Annotated in this window: 13 protein-coding genes; 9 read left to right on the top strand and 4 right to left on the bottom strand. The window is 71.7% G+C overall.

The genetic code is table 11. The annotated features are described in order from the left end of the window. Positions 1-98: 98 nt before the first annotated feature. Positions 99-398 carry a hypothetical protein gene (locus LC193_RS11350; protein ID WP_226073780.1) on the bottom strand — a complete coding sequence of 100 codons (300 nt, stop codon included), beginning with the start codon at positions 396-398 and terminating at the stop codon, positions 99-101. Positions 399-592: 194 nt separating this feature from the next. Between LC193_RS11350 and LC193_RS11345 the strand changes: the two genes are divergently transcribed. The 3 genes from LC193_RS11345 (at position 593) to LC193_RS11335 (ending at position 3,018) form a co-directional block, all read left to right on the top strand. Next, positions 593-937: a hypothetical protein gene (locus tag LC193_RS11345; protein ID WP_226073779.1), complete on the top strand. Its 345-nt coding sequence runs from the start codon at positions 593-595 to the stop codon at positions 935-937. A gap of 157 nt (positions 938-1,094) precedes the next feature. After that, positions 1,095-1,436 (top strand): hypothetical protein, encoded by a 342-nt coding sequence (locus LC193_RS11340; protein WP_226073778.1) that lies wholly within the window; start codon positions 1,095-1,097, stop codon positions 1,434-1,436. 115 nt (positions 1,437-1,551) lie between these two features. Further along, positions 1,552-3,018, top strand: a complete 1,467-nt coding sequence (locus LC193_RS11335; RefSeq protein WP_226073777.1) for a DUF6882 domain-containing protein — start codon at positions 1,552-1,554, stop codon at positions 3,016-3,018. Positions 3,019-3,071: 53 nt separating this feature from the next. Here LC193_RS11335 and LC193_RS11330 read toward each other — a convergent pair whose 3' ends face one another. Continuing rightward, complete coding sequence (locus LC193_RS11330; protein WP_226073775.1) at positions 3,072-3,458, bottom strand: hypothetical protein; 387 nt, start codon at positions 3,456-3,458, stop codon at positions 3,072-3,074. Positions 3,459-3,651: 193 nt separating this feature from the next. On the opposite strand from LC193_RS11330, the gene LC193_RS11325 reads away from it, so the two are divergent. Further along, entirely contained in the window at positions 3,652-4,929 is a 1,278-nt protein-coding gene (locus tag LC193_RS11325) for an AAA family ATPase (protein WP_226073773.1), read from the top strand. A gap of 24 nt (positions 4,930-4,953) precedes the next feature. Here LC193_RS11325 and LC193_RS11320 read toward each other — a convergent pair whose 3' ends face one another. Next, positions 4,954-6,189 carry an MFS transporter gene (locus tag LC193_RS11320; RefSeq protein WP_226073771.1) on the bottom strand — a complete coding sequence of 412 codons (1,236 nt, stop codon included), beginning with the start codon at positions 6,187-6,189 and terminating at the stop codon, positions 4,954-4,956. Positions 6,190-6,311: 122 nt separating this feature from the next. On the opposite strand from LC193_RS11320, the gene LC193_RS11315 reads away from it, so the two are divergent. The 3 genes from LC193_RS11315 to LC193_RS11305 all read left to right on the top strand — a co-directional run bounded on the left by LC193_RS11315 (position 6,312) and on the right by LC193_RS11305 (position 9,245). Then, positions 6,312-6,866, top strand: a complete 555-nt coding sequence (locus LC193_RS11315) for a TetR/AcrR family transcriptional regulator (RefSeq protein ID WP_226073770.1) — start codon at positions 6,312-6,314, stop codon at positions 6,864-6,866. Between the two features lie 383 nt (positions 6,867-7,249). Next, positions 7,250-8,224 (top strand): DMT family transporter, encoded by a 975-nt coding sequence (locus tag LC193_RS11310; RefSeq protein WP_226073769.1) that lies wholly within the window; start codon positions 7,250-7,252, stop codon positions 8,222-8,224. A gap of 100 nt (positions 8,225-8,324) precedes the next feature. Beyond that, complete coding sequence (locus LC193_RS11305; RefSeq protein ID WP_226073768.1) at positions 8,325-9,245, top strand: NAD(P)-dependent oxidoreductase; 921 nt, start codon at positions 8,325-8,327, stop codon at positions 9,243-9,245. Between the two features lie 1,716 nt (positions 9,246-10,961). On the opposite strand, the gene LC193_RS11300 is transcribed toward LC193_RS11305, so the two are convergent. Continuing rightward, positions 10,962-12,053: a LacI family DNA-binding transcriptional regulator gene (locus tag LC193_RS11300; RefSeq protein WP_226073767.1), complete on the bottom strand. Its 1,092-nt coding sequence runs from the start codon at positions 12,051-12,053 to the stop codon at positions 10,962-10,964. Positions 12,054-12,374: 321 nt separating this feature from the next. Here LC193_RS11300 and LC193_RS11295 point away from each other — a divergent pair, with 321 nt between their 5' ends. Then, on the top strand, positions 12,375-14,315 hold the full coding sequence (locus tag LC193_RS11295) for a glycoside hydrolase 5 family protein (protein WP_226073766.1): 1,941 nt from the start codon (positions 12,375-12,377) through the stop codon (positions 14,313-14,315). Positions 14,316-14,342: 27 nt separating this feature from the next. Next, positions 14,343-15,572, top strand: coding sequence for a D-mannonate dehydratase ManD (gene manD / locus LC193_RS11290; RefSeq protein ID WP_226073765.1), 1,230 nt, complete (start codon positions 14,343-14,345; stop codon positions 15,570-15,572). Positions 15,573-15,691 lie beyond the last annotated feature (119 nt).

Raw genomic sequence — 15,691 nt, 5'->3', positions numbered from 1 at the left:
AGCGGTTCCCCGACACGGGACGTGAATGTCCCGGCTGTCTTCGAGGGCCAGGCTGTGGCGGACCCACATGCGTCGGTCGTCGTTTTCGATGGAATCGATCAGCACCCCGACGTCGTACGAGTAGAGGATGTTCCCGCGGCCGAGGCTCCCAAGCCGCCGAGGTGCTCGGCGTCGGCTGCGGCCATCTCCGCGCGGGCAGCGGCAAGTTCTTCCGGGATGAAAGCGCCGTGTTCGGCCTGCCACTGCTGGACGACGGCCCGCCCGGCCCGCAGGCGAAGTTCGCGTTCGGCTGCTCCGGCGACGAGTCGGGAGAGCGGGATGCCTTCTTCCTCGGCGGCACCGGCCAGGACTTCGACCAATGATCCGTCGAGAGCGATAGTCACCTTCTTGGTGGCCATACAACAACCATAGCGCCATATGGCACCCCTTGCCGCTGGCGTGGCTCCGCAGGGACGAGTCCGAGAACCGCCGTTGCATCGCGGACGTGTACATGGAACTGTCGTGAAAACTCGGCTCCTTCGGTCCGCGTCGTTCGTGGATGCGGCCCGGTGGGAGCGTGATCGGTCAGTCCAGTTGCCATGGCAGGGGGCTCGTGGACGGGAACGATCCGCACATCCACGTGCAGGCGAAGGTGGTCCACGACGACGCGGCCGTCCGCAACGTGGTGGCGTCCACGTTCGGCCTGGCCGGTGACCTGCCGAGCCTCGTCACCACCGGGTGCGGGCTGCGGGTGCCGTACGCGATGACCTCTGCTCGCCCGGATCGTGTCACCTGCCTGGCCTGCCGCGAGCACGCTCGGCGCGAGCACCTGCGTTTCTCGCAGGAGATCGAACGCCTGAGCCGCATGGCCGGGTCGACCATCAGCCCGGCCCAGGGGAGGCTGGCCGCGGACCGGTATCGCGACCTCGCGCGAAGGTTCTCCGACGCGGGGGACTGACTCCGCGGCCGGGCAGCCGACCCGCCGGGCGGGGCAGCCGCACGAAGGCCGGCCAGTGGAATCCCGTAGAGGGGCTTTTTAGCAAAATGCGCTGCCCGGATGTGTGTGCTATCACTGGGTAATAGGCTGTGTGGCATGAGTGAATGGGAGGCGTGCTATGGCGAATGCGGCTTTCGCCAAGTTGTTGTATCTGGAGGCGCAGAGAACCCAGGACCCGGATGGTGCGGACGAAATCGTCATCAGCAGAGGTGACGGCGGCGTCTTCGAGAAGGTGCGGTTGCGGAAAGGGGAGTTCTACGAGTTCGACGAGCGGTTCGTTCCGTTCGTCAATCAGGCGCCGATCGACATCCTTCTGCACGAGATGGACGAGGCGAGCGGCCGGGTCTCCTTCATCGGGGGAGCGAAGATCATTGCCTCCGAGGTGGGACTCGGGGAACGGAAGCAGGCGATCGGCGCGCTGTCTCTCTCCCTGTACGAGCTGACCTACAAAGTCCTCTGACCCACCCGCCGCCGTCGCCGAAGAGCGCAGGGGCGGGGGAACCGGGCGGCAGGAGTTGATGTCGTAACTCACGTACCTACCCGCAACGTTGAGGAACGACACCACCATGACCACCATGCGTTTCAGTGACCGCCTGCTCGAACTCGCCCGGCCCCACATGGCGTGGGTCGCCGAACAGCTCGAACTCTTCGACCAACTGGTCCCGCACGGCGACGCGCGCTACGACCTTGAGCGGGCGACCGTGACGCGTTCGGGGATCACGCTCGACGGGCAGGTCGTCGGCTCGTTCGCGGCGGACGGGACGTGGATGTGGGGCTGGGCGAACTCGTTCGCCCACACGCCGGGGGCCGCCTATGTGCACCGGCTGCGGGAACTCGGCCGGCGCGAGGGCGTTCCCGAGCTGACCCGGCGCATGCCCGACCTCAGCGACTTCCCCGATCCGCGCCTGGCCGCCGACCACCTGCTGCTGATCTGCATGGGGCTGCTGGAGGCGCACGGGGCGGTGACCGTCGTGGTCGGCGGCGGTTCGCGGCTATTCCTGGTCACCGACGACCCCGTGGTGCCGCGCGCCGCGCCGAGCGCCGGGCGCCTCACCCGCGCGCTGCGCGCCGGGGCGGCCGTGCTGCCGGGCGACCCCGAGCCGGCGGTGCGCGGGTGGTTCGCCCGGCACGGCGCCGAGCCGGAACGGGACGGCGACGGGCGGCTCACCGGCGTGCTGGCCGACGGCGCCAGGGTCGTGGTCGAGCTGGGCGCCGACAGCGTCACCGACGTGGCCGTCACCGGCGGGCGGCAGCAGCAACAGGGCCTGGCCAGCCCCAGGCCGCAGCCGCGCCCCCGCCCGGAGCCGGCGCCGAGGCCGGACCCGAGCACGCAGCGCTGGTTCCCGGCGGCGCTGCTGCCGACGGCCGCACGTTCGATCGCGTACTCGGAGTGCGCCACGCGGGAGGCGCTGGCGTACGCGCGCGAACACCTGGGTTTCGAGGGCGCGGTGCCCGAGTGGGACGAGGCCGCGGGCGAGATACGGTTCCCCGGCGGCGGGTTGGCGGCGCGCCCGCTGTCGAGCTACGACGCGAACGAGGACAGGTTCGCGTGGGCTCCGGGCACCGAGGACATCCGGGCCGCGTTCCGTGCGGCGGCCGAGCTGCCGCCTGGCGTCGCGGTGCCGGAACTCGACGAGGAGCAGTTGGACTTGGAGCCCTACGTGGCGCCCGGGCCCGTGGCCATGGCACTGTCCCGCACCGCGGCGACGGTGGCGGGCCACACGTTCCTCTGGATCGGCGGACGGTTCTTCGCGGTGGCCGACGACCGGCTGCCGGAACCCGGAACCGATCCCGACCTGGCCGCGAGGGACATCAAGGAGGGCGCGGCCTGGCTGCACTGGGGCACGCCGGAGGAGGCGCGGCCCGAGACGATGCGGACGGTGGCCGAGGCGTATTTCCAGCGGCTGGGGCTGCCCGTGAACCACTACGGCATGCCCGACTTCCTCAGCGGCACGCTCGGCCTGTACGAAGTGCGGGCGCACTTCTCGCGGGACGGCGCGCTCGTGCGCACCACGAGCGGGATGTTCATGGCGCCCCAGTGACCGCGTTCCCGAGCCCCGACCGTGCGGCCGGCCGGGGTGTCGGTGCGGGCCGTTCAGGCGAGCCAGGCGCGGAGGCGTTCGCCGAGAACGACGTCGTGGGGCAGCTCGGCCAGTCGGTCCCCGGTCACGTCCACGCCCCGGTGCCTGAGGAGGCCGGCCAGGTGCCCCCAGTGGTCGTTCTCCATCTGCTCCCACGTTCTGCCGCCGAACGGCTCGTCCGGCCCGACCACCGTCCGGGCCGTGGCCTCGACCTCTTCGGCCGAGATGTAGGAGTGTGTGCCGGGCGGTCCCGACTGGGACCAGCCGCGATCGTCGAGCAGCACGACGCTCCGGCCATCCGCGAGCACGGCCTCAAGCCGAGCCGAGACCGACAACTGCCGGTCGTTCGTGGTGGCTTCCTCCAGCTCGGCATGGGTCACCAAACGGGTCACATCGGGCATAGCGCTCCCTCCGTAGTCCATGCCCCCGGCCCGGCGATCAACTGGGCGCGGAACGGGCGCCGGGCTCACTCCTTCGTGTGCATTCTCCTCCGGAGTCGGGCGTTTGAGGTCCGTTTTTCCTCTGCCGGACCGCGTGCCGTGCGTCCCACATGCAAGGGTGGGGCGGGATCGGGCGACGAGGCAGGGAGGCGTCGTGCTCCTCGGCTTCCGGGTGGCCAACCACCGTTCGCTTCGGCACGAGCAGCGGCTCGATCTGGCCGCCGTCCATGGCGTCGACCGCCCGGAGGGCAGTCGTTGGAAGGCCGTTCCAGTCGTCGGGCTGCTCGGGGCCAACGCCTCGGGCAAGTCGAATCTGGTGCGGGCCCTTCAGTACATGGCCCGGATGGTGACCTCATCGCACCGGGACGCCGAGCCGGAGGGCGGCGTCGAACGAGAGCCGTTCCTGCTGGACGAAGAGGCCAGGAAAGGGCCCTCGTGGTTTGTCGTCGATCTCCTGCTCAGCGGGGTCCGGCACACGTACGGGTTCGGTGTGGACGACCGGCAGGTGGTCGAGGAGTGGCTGTACAGCTTCCCGCGCGGCAGGGCACGCGAGTTGTTTTCGCGTGAGGGGCAGCAGATCCGGCCCGGGGACTCCCAGCACGCCGGGCGGCTTCGGCTCGTGCAGAGCCTTACCGAGCCCAACGTCCTCTTCCTGTCGGTGGCCGCGCGATCGAAGCAGACCGATGTCCGTCCCGTGTACGACTGGTTCACGCGGCGGCTTTGGTTCCGTGGCCAGTACGGTGCCCGACTTTCGCCGGACAGCATGCGGGCGTTGGAGGAAGCCGACAGGTATCCGGAGACGGTGGATCTGCTGCGGGCTGCCGATCTCGGCATCGAGGAGTACGGCACGCGGCGCCTCCCCGTGGACGAGGGGGAGGGCTCGCGGGAGGCGTTCAGGCGGTGGGTCGGGCACCGGGGTCGCGCTGGGATCGTGCGGATGGACCTGCGGGACGAGTGCTCGGGCACGTGGGCACTGCTCGACCTGGCCCCACGCCTTTTCGGGGTGCTGCGTACCGGGGGGACCTTTGTCGTCGACGAGATCGACGCCGGCCTGCACCCCCTGCTCACGGCCCGCTTGATCGATCTCTTCCACAGCCCGGGAACCAATTCGCACGGCGCGCAGTTGATCTTCACTACGCATGACGTGAGCCTGGTCGGCCGGCGTGAGGGCGGGGACATCCTCGAACGCGATCGCGTCTGGTTCGTGGAGAAGGACGGGCGCGGCGAGACAACGCTGCGGGCGCCGGCCGAGTACGAGCCGTGCGAGGAGGAGAACCGCGAGCGTCGTTGGCCGGGCGGCAGTTGCGGCGGTGTCCCGTTCATCGCTGACGCCGTCGCGCGTGCCGTGTCGGGGAAGCGTGAGGGAGGCGGGCAGGGCACCGGAGCCGAGTGGCAGGGCCGGGCGGAGCCGGAGGCGGCGGAGCCGCGCTGAGCGCGCGGCTCCGGCCGTGCGGGGTCAGGTGCGCGGTGGCGCGGCGTCGTCCGTCGCGGGGACGGCCGGCTCGGACTGCCGGGCGGTGGCCTTGCGGGAACCGACGGCGGGGGCGAGGAAGATCGCCACGGCCACGAAGGCGAGGACGGCGGTCATGGCCGCGCGCAGGCCGTAGTGGTCGCCGAGGAAGCCGAGTCCCGGCGGCCCGACGAGGAAGGCGACGTACCCGATCATCGCCACGAAGCTGACCCGGGCGGCCGAGTCCTCGCCCGAGTCGCCCGCCGCGGAGAGGGCGAGGGGGAAGCCGAGCGCGGCGCCGAGGCCCCACAGGAGCACGGCCGCGCCGGCGAACACCGCGTGGTCCACGAAGATCACCATCGTGAGCCCGAACGCGGCCGACACCGCGCTGCCCCGCACGACGGCCACGCGCCCGAAGCGGTCGATGAGGAAGCCGCCGGTGAACCGGCCCGCGGCCATCGCCGCGGCGAAGCCCGCGTAGACGGCGGAGCCCATGGTCGCGTCGAGGCCGTGGCCGTCGACCATCAGCAGGGGCAGCCAGTCGTTCGCTGCGCCCTCGGCCAGGGCCATCGCCAGGATGATGCCGCCGATCAGCAGCAGGCGCGAGTCGCGCCAAACGGGCGCGGGCGCGTTCGTTCCCGCTCCGGCGCCCTTGCCCTCGCGCGCGCGGATTCCGATGCCGGAGGGAATGTGGCGGTGGGCGTACAGCAGGATCGCCGTCGAGACGACCGCGATGGCCGCGAGGTGCCACTGCACCGGGAACTCCGTCGCCGTGAACACGATGCCGAGGCTCGCGCCGACCACCGTGCCGAGGCTGAAGAAGCCGTGCAGGGTCGGCAGAACGGTGCGGGCGGTGATGCGTTCGACCTCGGCGCCGTCGATGTTCATCGCCACCTCGCCGGAGCCCATGCCCGCGCCGAAGAGGAACAGGCCGGCCGTCACCAGGGGCGCGGAGGACAGCAGCGTGCCGCAGCCGATGGCCGCCATGCTGGCGATCACGAGTATGGTGCCGGTACCGATGACCGGCCGGGTGCCGAACCGGGCCACCAGCGCGCCGGAGCTGAGGATGCCGAGCATGGAGCCGACCGACAGGCCGAACAGGACGAGGCCCATCTGCGCGGTGGACGCGTCCAGCGCGTCGCGGATGTCGGGGGTTCGGGTCACCCACGAGGAGATCGAGAGTCCCGGCACCATGAAGAACAGGAACAGCGCGAGCCGGCGGCGGCGCGTGGCGAGATCCATGGGGCAGCGACTCTTCCAGTGAGGTGGGGTGGGGTGGCGGAGCAGGCGGTGGTGCGACGACCCCCACCCGAGTATGTACAAATGTACGGGGCCGGGTGGAGTGGCGGAAGGGGTGGAGGAACGTGACGGGTGCCTCACGTGGTCCGAACGATCCCGGGCGGCGCGACCGCATCATCGACGCGGCGCTCGACGTGATCGCCGAGCACGGCGTGGCCGGTACCACGCACCGGCGCGTCGCCGAGGCCGCGGGCGTCTCGCTCGGCTCGACGACGTACTACTTCGACAGCCTGCACCAGCTGCTCACCGAGGCGTTCAACCGCCTCGCCGAGTCGATGTCGGCGCGGTACCGGGAACTGCTCGACGAGGCGCGCGACGTGGCGCAGGCGCGCGCCGCCGTGGTGGAGATCATCTGCGGTCCGCGCTGGGGCAGCCCGCGCGAACTGATGCTGATCTACGAGCTGTACGCGTTCTCGTCGCGGAACCCGGACGTGCTCGACGTGACGCGGTCCTGGATGCGGGCCAGCCGCGCGACGCTCGGCAAGCACTTCGACGCCAGGACCGCCCGCGCGCTGGACGCGCTGATCGAGGGGCTGACCATCCACAACTCCATGGACACCGAGCCGATGAGCCGCGCCGACGTGGCCGCCGTCGTCGAGGCGGTCTCGCGCGGCGCCTGACCGGGGCGAGCGCCGTCGTTGTCGCTTTTCTTGTCTTTGGGATTCTTTAGTTGCGCGCTGTCGCGTCGCAACATGGCGGGATAGCGACCGTTCTTTCTGGTGAATTGCCCGATGGTGTGCGAATGGCCGTGTGCCGCGTGTGCTGTTCCGCGCTGTTCCGCGCCACGGCGCGTGCGGGGCCTTCCGCGCGCGGAAGGATATTGCTTGACAGGGCGCAGGACCCCCGGACAGCATGAACACGTGGGGGATTACGCGTCGTATATCGGCCGGGGTGGGCAAGGGCGGCAGGAGTCGCACGGTATTCCTTTTCGTACAGCCGAGACAGTGTCCCGGCGGCCGTCGCCCCCGGATCCCGGGTTCCGCTTTCTCCGGGGCGCCCGGCCGTGACCACCCGGCAGGAGGCCGGGGAACGCCCCCCGGCCGCGCCCGCGCCCGGCCGCCGGGAACGGCACGCGGATCGGAACGCGCCGGCCGTTGTGCTGATGGTGGCCGTGACGGCGGTGTGGGGTTCGACGTTCGTGGTGGTCCAGGATTCGGTCGAGCGGATGCCGGTGACGGGGTTCAACGCGGCGCGTTTCACGGTGGCGGCTCTGGTTTTGATCGCGTTACGGCCGCGTGCGGTGTTCGCGCTGGACCGGGGTGGTGTGGTGCGGGGTGTTCTGCTCGGTGTCGCGCTGGCGGCCACGTATGTGTTGCAGTCGGTGGGATTGCAGCACACGTCGTCGACGATTTCGGCGTTCGTGACGGGGATGTTCGTTGTTTTCACGCCGCTGATCACGGCGGTGTTCCTGCGGCGGAGGCTGACGCGGTGGGCGTGGGCGGGAACGGCGCTGGCCGTGGTGGGGCTCGGGCTGCTGACGCTGCGGGGGTTCGCGGTGGGGTTCGGCGAGGCGGTGACGCTGGTCTGCGCGTTGTGCCTGGCCCTCCAGATCGTGGGGACGGGGGAGTGGGTGGTGGGCCGCGACCCCTACGCGCTCGTGGTGGTGCAGTTGCTGACGGTGTCGGTACTGTGCGCTGCGGCGTCGGTGCCGGGTGGGTTCGAGGTGGTGCCGCCGGACGGCGCGGCGTGGTCGGGGGTGTTGCTCACGGGGGTGCTGGCGACGGCGGTGGCGTTCGTGGTGCAGACGTGGGCGCAGATCAGGATCAACGCGACGCGGATCGCGGTGGTGATGACGCTTGAGCCGGTGTTCGCGGCGCTGGTGGGGCGGCTGGCCGGGGACCGCCTGACGTGGATGCAGCTCGTCGGCGTGGCCGTGGTGCTCGCGGCCATGTACCTGGTCGAACTCGGCCCGTCCGACCGCGCCGAACAGGACGCATCCGCCGTGCCGTCCGGCGCCGGTCCGCCCCGCCCGGCCTGAGGCGGATGAGCCGGGGAGCGCCCGTTCGAACCTGCCCGCCCCGGCTGCCCCGCATGTCATGAAGTGATCAACGCACCTGTGAGTGACGAGGAGTTGTGTGATGTCCGCGGAACAACCCGACGCAGCCGAACGACCCGCCCCGACCGAACGACCCGCCGCGACCGTCCTCGGGCTCGGCGCGATGGGCACCGCCCTGGCCGCCGCGCTGCTCGACCAGGGGTACCGGGTCACCGTGTGGAACCGCACGGCGGCCAAGGCCGCGCCGCTGGTCGAACGGGGCGCCCACGCGGCGGCGACACCCGAGGAAGCGGTCGCGGCGAGCCCGCTCGTGGTCGCGTGCGTGCTCGACTACGACGCGCTGTACTCCGTGCTCGACCCGGGCGCCGCTGGACTCGCGGGCAAGACCCTGGTCAACCTCACCTCGGGCTCGCCCGAGCAGGCCGTCGAGGCCGTCGCGTGGGCCGAGGGCCACGGGCTCGACTACCTCGACGGCGCGATCATGACCACCCCCGAGGGCGTGGGCAGCGCCGAGCGGATGGTCCTGTTCAGCGGCGCGCGGGCCGTGTTCGACGCGCACCGCCCGGCGCTCGCGGCGTTCGGCGACCCGCTGTACCTGGGAGCCGACCCCGGCCTGGCCTCGTTGCACGACGCCGGTCTGCTCGGTCTCATGTGGGCCACCATGGCCGGCTGGCTGCACGGCGCCGCGCTGGTCGGGTCGGAGAAGATACCCGCGGAGTCGTTCACGCCCATAGCGATCCGCTGGCTGGCGACCGTCACCGAGATCATGACCGGGTACGCGTCCCAGGTCGACGCCGGTCGCTACCCCGGCGACGACGCCACCGTCGACGTGCAGATCGCGGCGATCGACCACCTCCTGCACGCCGCGGCGGCCAGGGGCGTGGACAACTCCCTGCCCGAGCTGCTGAAGGCGACCATGCGCCGGGCCGCGGCGGCAGGCCACGGCCCCGACAGCCTCGCGAGCCTGGTCGAGATCATGCGCAAGCCGCAACCCCCGGCCTGACCGGCAGCCGCCGGCCTGACCGGCAGCCGCCGGCCTGACCGGCAGCCGCCGGGCGCCGGGGCCCACCTGCCCCGGCGCCCGGCGCCGAGCGCGAGTGCGCCGCGCCGGGGCGGCGGGGCGTGGCCTGCGAACCCATTTGGGGTGATGAGGACCTACGGGCCCGGCGGGCGCTGTCTCTACGGGCCGCCGTTGCGAACCCACTTGGGGTGATGAGGGCCTTGGGCTTGGCACACCTACGACCGGGTGTCGGACACGTTGCGAACCCACTTGGGGTGATGAGGGCGCGCCACCTACCTCGTGTGGGGGACCGCATGACCGCGTTGCGAACCCACTCGGGGTGATGAGGGCTCGTCGGCGTCGGGTTGCGCGAGGGGTATGCCCCGTTGCGAACCCACTTGGGGTGATGAGGGCCGTGGAAGACGACGCGGGAGACGACGTGGGTCCCGCACACGTTGCGAACCCACCTGGGGTGATGAGGGCACCTCCGGCCGCCTGCTCATCGGACTCGTCCAGGGCGGTTGCGAACCCACTTGGGGTGATGAGGGCGCCAATTCATTTATCCAGGCGCATGGGGCTGATGCCCTGGTTGCGAACCCACCTGGGGTGATGAGGACGTGGATCAGTACCCAACCACGAAGAATGCGCGCGTGTTGCGAACCCACCTGGGGTGATGAGGACGGCCGCGGGCGCCGGGGTTGCGGCGGCGGAGTTGGGGTTGCGATCCCACCTGGGGTGATGAGGACCTGGACCCCCGGCATGCCCCCGTCGCACGCCGTGTCGCCGTTGCGAACCCACCTGGGGTGATGAGGGCCCGGAAGTCGTGCCGATGTGCAACGCCATGTCGCAGGGCAAGTTGCGAACCCACTTGCGGTGATGAGGGCCCCGCACACATCGACGACTGGCCGCACATCGCCCCCGGCATGTTGCGAACCCACTTGGGGGGATGAGGGCCTCGCCCTCGGCGCCCTGCTCCAGACCCTCGCCGTCCAGTTGCGAACCCACTTGGGGCGATGAGGGCCCAAGTCCGGATCCCTTCAAGCGCGGCGAGGGCGATAGGTTGCGAACCCACCTGGGGTGATGAGGGGACGTGAACGAACTCATCGGAATCATCAATGCGCGTTTGGCGTTGCGAACCCACTTGGGGTGATGAGGGGGCGCGCGATCGAGCAGACCCCGCTCGGCCGCTGGCTGCTGTTGCGAACCCACTTGGGGTGATGAGGGGGCGTCAAGGACCCCGGCGGGTTCCTCGGCATGGTCGCGTTGCGAACCCACTTGGGGTGATGAGGGGGCCCGAGGGTAAAGGGCCAGGTCGGTGGGGCTGTTGGGTGGTGGCTGGGGCTGGGTTTTGCAGTGACTCGTCGGTAGTGCATCAGTGCAGGTCACAGGCTCGGGTGGGGTGGAGGGGGGCGTTGCCGTGATCGCGGGTGCTTCGGGTCAGCTTAGGCGCATCCGGCGCTGCGGGTGGCCGAGTTCGAACAGCTCATGTCGGGCCGCGCCCTGATCGGTCCCGAGACGCCTGAGCGCCACGGCGAGTGGGTTCTCGCCGTGCCCCGGTCGGCCCACCGGGCGCCGACGGCCGACCGGTGCGTTCGATGGTGGAGGAGGCTTCGGCCGCCGGCCAGGTATTCGACCGTCGTCGCGCGCCTTGGCGACGAGGGCGCGACGAGGGGCGCGCGTTCCCGCGGGCGGCTCAACGGATGTGCAACGCGGACACGCCTAAACGGGCGCGGGGCCGGTGGATTCGCGGGGGATGAGGCGGGGCGGGCGGACCGGGACGGGGCCGGTCGCGTGCGGGACGGACAGCAGGCCGAACATGGCCGCCGCCGCCGCCCGGCCCAGCTGGACCAGGTCCTGCCCGATCGTGGTGAGGCTCGGGAACACCAACTCGCCCAGCGGCAGGTCGTCGTACCCGATGACCGAGAGGTCGCGGGGGACGTCGAAGCCGAGGCGGCGGGCGGCGTTCATACCGGCCACGGCCATCGTGTCGTTGGCGAACAGCACGGCCGTCGGGCGTTCCCCCGCGTCGGCCGCCAGCAGTTCGCGCATCGCGGCGACGGCGCCCTGCGCGGTGAAGTCGGAGATGAGCGTCCGGCCGGGCCGCAGCCCGTGTTCTGCCATGGCCTCCGCGAACACCCGGCGCCTGAACACGGTGTGCACCCGGTCCTGGGGCCCCGAGACGTACGAGATCCGCCGGTGCCCGAGGCCGTGCAGGTGCGCGACGGCCGCCCGCACGCCCGCGTCCTGGTCCGCGGCCCGCACGGCGACGACCGGGTCGTCCCGCCAGGGGGCCCCGACCAGGACCGCGGGCAGCCGCAGGCGGCGCAGGAGGTCGAAACGGAGGTCACCGACGCGGCTCTCGGTGAGGATGACGCCGTCGACGCGGCGTTCCTCCGCGAGCCGCCGGTAGGCGCGTTCCTCAGCGCCCGGCTCCTCGCCGACGATGTGCAGCAGCAGGCCGTGGTCGGCGGGGGCGAGTTCGCGTTCGATGCCGGAGATCAGCAGCGTGAAGTGCGGGTCGGTGGCCAGCACGTCGGGGGAGCGCCCCGCGACCATGCCGATGGCGCGCGTGCGCGCCCCGCGCAGCGCGACCGCCGTGGCCGACGGCGCCCAGCCGAGCTTCGCGGCGGCGTCGAGCACGCGCTGCCGGGTGGGCGGCGAGATGCCGTCGCGGCCGTTGACGACCTTCGAGACGGCGGACACCGAGACGCCGGCCAGCGCGGCCACGTCGGCGATGGTGGGCTTGGCCGGCCCGCTCCGGCGCGCGCTCCGGCGCGCCCGGTCGGGCTGCCCTTCGGTCGGCCCGGTCATCTCCACACCCCCTGGGAACCACCGCCCGCGCGGCGGGCGGTGGGACAGCGGCCCGCGCCCGGGGCCCGGCGGCGTCGCGGGGCGCCGGGGGACAGCACGCGCGGCGCGGGCGGAAACCGCCTCACCGTACCAGCGGCCGGGCCCGCACGCTCCCGTGGTGGAACGGTGCACCGCGCGGCCCGGCGGACCCCCGGCACGCGGTGATCTCGTCGCATGAATGGGTCGACACCGTTCAAGTAAAACGATATACCTGTCCGGGGCGGTCGGCCCGGCGCCGCCGGGCGCGGACCGGGCTCCCCGGGAAGGAAACGGACGCAGGCGATGAAGCGCAACGCGGCGAAGCTCGGCGACGGCACCCCCTGGGTGGGGGTGAACTACTGGTCCCGCACGGGCGGTCCGCTGATGTGGCGCGACTACCGCACCGACGTCATCGACGAGGAACTGCGGACCATGCGCGACCACGGGATCACGCTCACCCGCTCGTTCTTCTACTGGCCCGACTTCATGCCGGCCGAGAACACCCTCGACGATCAACTGGTCGCCCACTACGACGACTTCCTCGACCGGCACCACGCGCTCGGCATGACCACCATCCCCACGTTCATCGTCGGCCACATGTCCGGCCAGAACTGGGACCCGGCCTGGCGCGACGGGCGGGACATCTTCTCCGACCCGTCGTTCGTCGCCCAGCAGGAGTGGTACGTCCGCACCCTCGGCGCCCGCTGGAAGGACCACCCCGCCGTCGCGGGCTGGCTGCTCACCAACGAGATCCCCATCTACGGGCACTGGCAGTCGCGCGGCATCGGCACCATCGACGCGGACGCCGTCACCGCCTGGGCGAAGACCCTGATCGACGCGCTCCGCGACGCCGGCGCCCACCAGCCGGTGTCCGTCGGCGACGGCGCCTGGGGCGTGGAGATCACCGGCGCGGACAACGGCTTCCGCATCCGCGACCTTGAGCCGCTGATCGACTTCCACGGGCCGCACGTCTACCGCATGGAGACCGACGAGGTCCGCCAGCACCTCGGCGCCGCGTTCATCTGCGAACTGCTCGGGCCCATCGGCGGCAAGCCGGTGATCATGGAGGAGTTCGGCCTGACCTCGGACTACGTCTCCGAGGAGAACGCCGCCCACTACTACCGGCAGATCCTGCACAACACGCTGCTGGCCGGCGCGACCGGCTGGATTCCGTGGAACAACACGGACTACGACGAGCTGTGGCACCAGGAGCCCTACAGCCACCACCCGTTCGAGATGCACTTCGGGCTGACCGACGACCAGGGCCGGCCCAAGGAGCAGCTGCGCGAGGTCAAGCGGTTCACCGAGGTGCTGCGCGCGGTGGACGCGCCCCGGCTGCGCCGGGCGGACACGCGGATCGCGCTCGTGGTGTCCTCGTTCCTTGAGAAGCCGTACCCGTTCACCCAGCCCGAGGACCACACCAGCGTCTTCGCGCACACCAGGCAGGCGTACGTCGCGGCCCGCGAGGCCGACCTGCCGGTCGGCGTGGCGCGCGAGGCCGACGGGCTGCCCGACGACTGCGCGCTGTACCTGCTGCCGTCCGCGAAGCAGCTCACGGCGCCCGGCTGGCGGCACCTGCTGGCGCGCGCCGAGGCCGGGGCGACGGTCTACGCCTCCTACTACGTCGGCGAGCACCACGTGCAGCGCGGCTCGTGGTGGCCGAAGCTGGACGAGACGTTCGGCGTCGTGAAGCAGCTGCGCTACGGGCTCACCGACCCGATCGAGGACGACGAGGTGCGCGTCACGTTCACGCGCGACTTCGGCGGCATCAGGGCCGGCGAGGAGCTGGTGTTCCCGGTCGCCGGCACGGAGAACTCCCGCACCTACCTGCCCGTCGAGCCCAACGGCGCCGAGGTGCTCGCCACCGACGCGCACGGCCGGCCGTTCCTGCTGTCCCACGCGCGCGGCGCGGGCCGCGTGGTGCTGTGCACCTACCCCGTCGAGCACATGGCGGCGCTCACCCCCCGGGTCAACCCCGAGCCGACGTGGCGCCTGTACGCGGCGCTCGCGGCCGAGGCGGGTGTCGCGCCGGACGTCACGGTGGACGACCCGCGCGTGCTGGTGGGGCGGATGGAGCACGAGGACGGGCGCTCGTTCGTCTGGTTCGTCAGCCAGCACGCGGAGCCGCTGACCGTCAAGCCGCGCGTCGCCGACGGCACCCTGCGGGACCTGACCGGGCAGCACTTCCCGGCCGTCGAGCTGTTCCCCTACGGCGTCGTCGTCACCGAACTCACCCGAGACTGAGGAACGAGGAACATGCAGGCCGAGGCCATGAGGATCGAATCAGCCGAGGTGATCGTCACCAGCCCGGGGCGCAACTTCGTGACCCTGCGGATCACCACGTCCGACGGCAGGACCGGGCTCGGGGACGCCACGCTCAACGGCCGCGAGCTGTCCGTCGCGGCCTACCTGACCGAGCACGTCGTTCCGCTGCTCAAGGGGCGCGACGCCGCGCGGATCGAGGACACCTGGCAGTACCTGTACCGGGGCGCCTACTGGCGGCGCGGGCCGGTCACGATGGCCGCGATAGCCGCCGTCGACATGGCGCTGTGGGACATCAAGGCGAAGGCCGCGGGCATGCCGCTGTACCAGCTGCTCGGCGGCGCCTCGCGCACCGGCGCCCTCGCCTACGGGCACGCCTCGGGCCGCGACGTGCCCGAGCTGCTCGACTCGATCCGCGCGCACATCGAGGACGGCTACCGCGCCATCCGCGTCCAGACCGGCGTGCCGGGCCTCGACTCGGTGTACGGCGTGGCGGCCTCGGCCGCCGGCGGCGGGGAGCGCTACGACTACGAGCCGGCGCGGCGCACGGCGCTGCCCGTCGAGGAGAGCTGGGACACGCGCGCGTACCTGCGGCACATCCCGGGCGTGTTCGAGGCGGTGCGGGCCGAGTTCGGGCCGGAACTGCCGCTGCTGCACGACGGCCACCACCGGATGACGCCCATTCAGGCCGCGAAGCTCGGCAAGGCGCTCGAACCGTACGACCTGTTCTGGCTTGAGGACGCCACCCCGGGCGAGGACCAGGCGGCGCTGCGCCTGATCCGGCAGCACACGACGACGCCGCTGGCGATCGGCGAGGTGTTCAACTCGGCGCACGACTACACGGTGCTGCTGCGCGAACGCCTGATCGACTACGTGCGGTCGGCCGTGACGCACACCGGCGGTGTGAGCGCGATGAAGAAGCTGCTCGACATGGCCGCGCACTACGGCGTGAAGTCCGGGATGCACGGGCCCACCGACATCTCGCCGGTCGGCATGGCCGCCGCGCTGCACCTCGACCTGGCCATCCACAACTTCGGCATCCAGGAATACATGCGGCACTCGCCGCGCACGCTTGAGGTGTTCCGCACCAGCTACACGTTCGAGGACGGGCTGCTGCACCCCTCGGACACCCCCGGGCTCGGCGTCGAGCTGGACGACGAGGCGGCGGCGGCCCACCCGTACGAGCCGGCCTACCTGCCCGTCAACCGCCTGACGGACGGCACGGTCCACGACTGGTGACCGCGCGGGGCGGCGGCCGGGGTCGCGTCGGCCGCCGCCCAGGACCGGCGGCGGGTCTCGCGCCCGCCGCCGCGCGCGGCCCCGAGCGCGTCACCCGGGCCCGGCGCCGGGACCCGCGA

This window comes from Streptomyces marincola (assembly GCF_020410765.1).
Classification (GTDB): domain Bacteria; phylum Actinomycetota; class Actinomycetes; order Streptomycetales; family Streptomycetaceae; genus Streptomyces; species Streptomyces marincola.
The sequence above is the reverse complement of the archived record's forward strand: the minus strand, read 5'-3'. Positions and strand labels throughout refer to the sequence as shown.

Coding starts and splice junctions, on each gene's coding strand:
- LC193_RS11320 (WP_226073771.1), bottom strand. CDS start 6,189: ATGGATCTCGCCACGCGCCGCCGCCGGCTCGCGCTGTTCCTGTTCTTC.
- LC193_RS11305 (WP_226073768.1), top strand. CDS start 8,325: ATGTCCGCGGAACAACCCGACGCAGCCGAACGACCCGCCCCGACCGAA.
- LC193_RS11330 (WP_226073775.1), bottom strand. CDS start 3,458: ATGCCCGATGTGACCCGTTTGGTGACCCATGCCGAGCTGGAGGAAGCC.
- LC193_RS11350 (WP_226073780.1), bottom strand. CDS start 398: ATGGCCACCAAGAAGGTGACTATCGCTCTCGACGGATCATTGGTCGAA.
- LC193_RS11295 (WP_226073766.1), top strand. CDS start 12,375: ATGAAGCGCAACGCGGCGAAGCTCGGCGACGGCACCCCCTGGGTGGGG.
- LC193_RS11335 (WP_226073777.1), top strand. CDS start 1,552: ATGCGTTTCAGTGACCGCCTGCTCGAACTCGCCCGGCCCCACATGGCG.
- LC193_RS11300 (WP_226073767.1), bottom strand. CDS start 12,053: ATGACCGGGCCGACCGAAGGGCAGCCCGACCGGGCGCGCCGGAGCGCG.
- LC193_RS11340 (WP_226073778.1), top strand. CDS start 1,095: ATGGCGAATGCGGCTTTCGCCAAGTTGTTGTATCTGGAGGCGCAGAGA.
- manD (WP_226073765.1), top strand. CDS start 14,343: ATGAGGATCGAATCAGCCGAGGTGATCGTCACCAGCCCGGGGCGCAAC.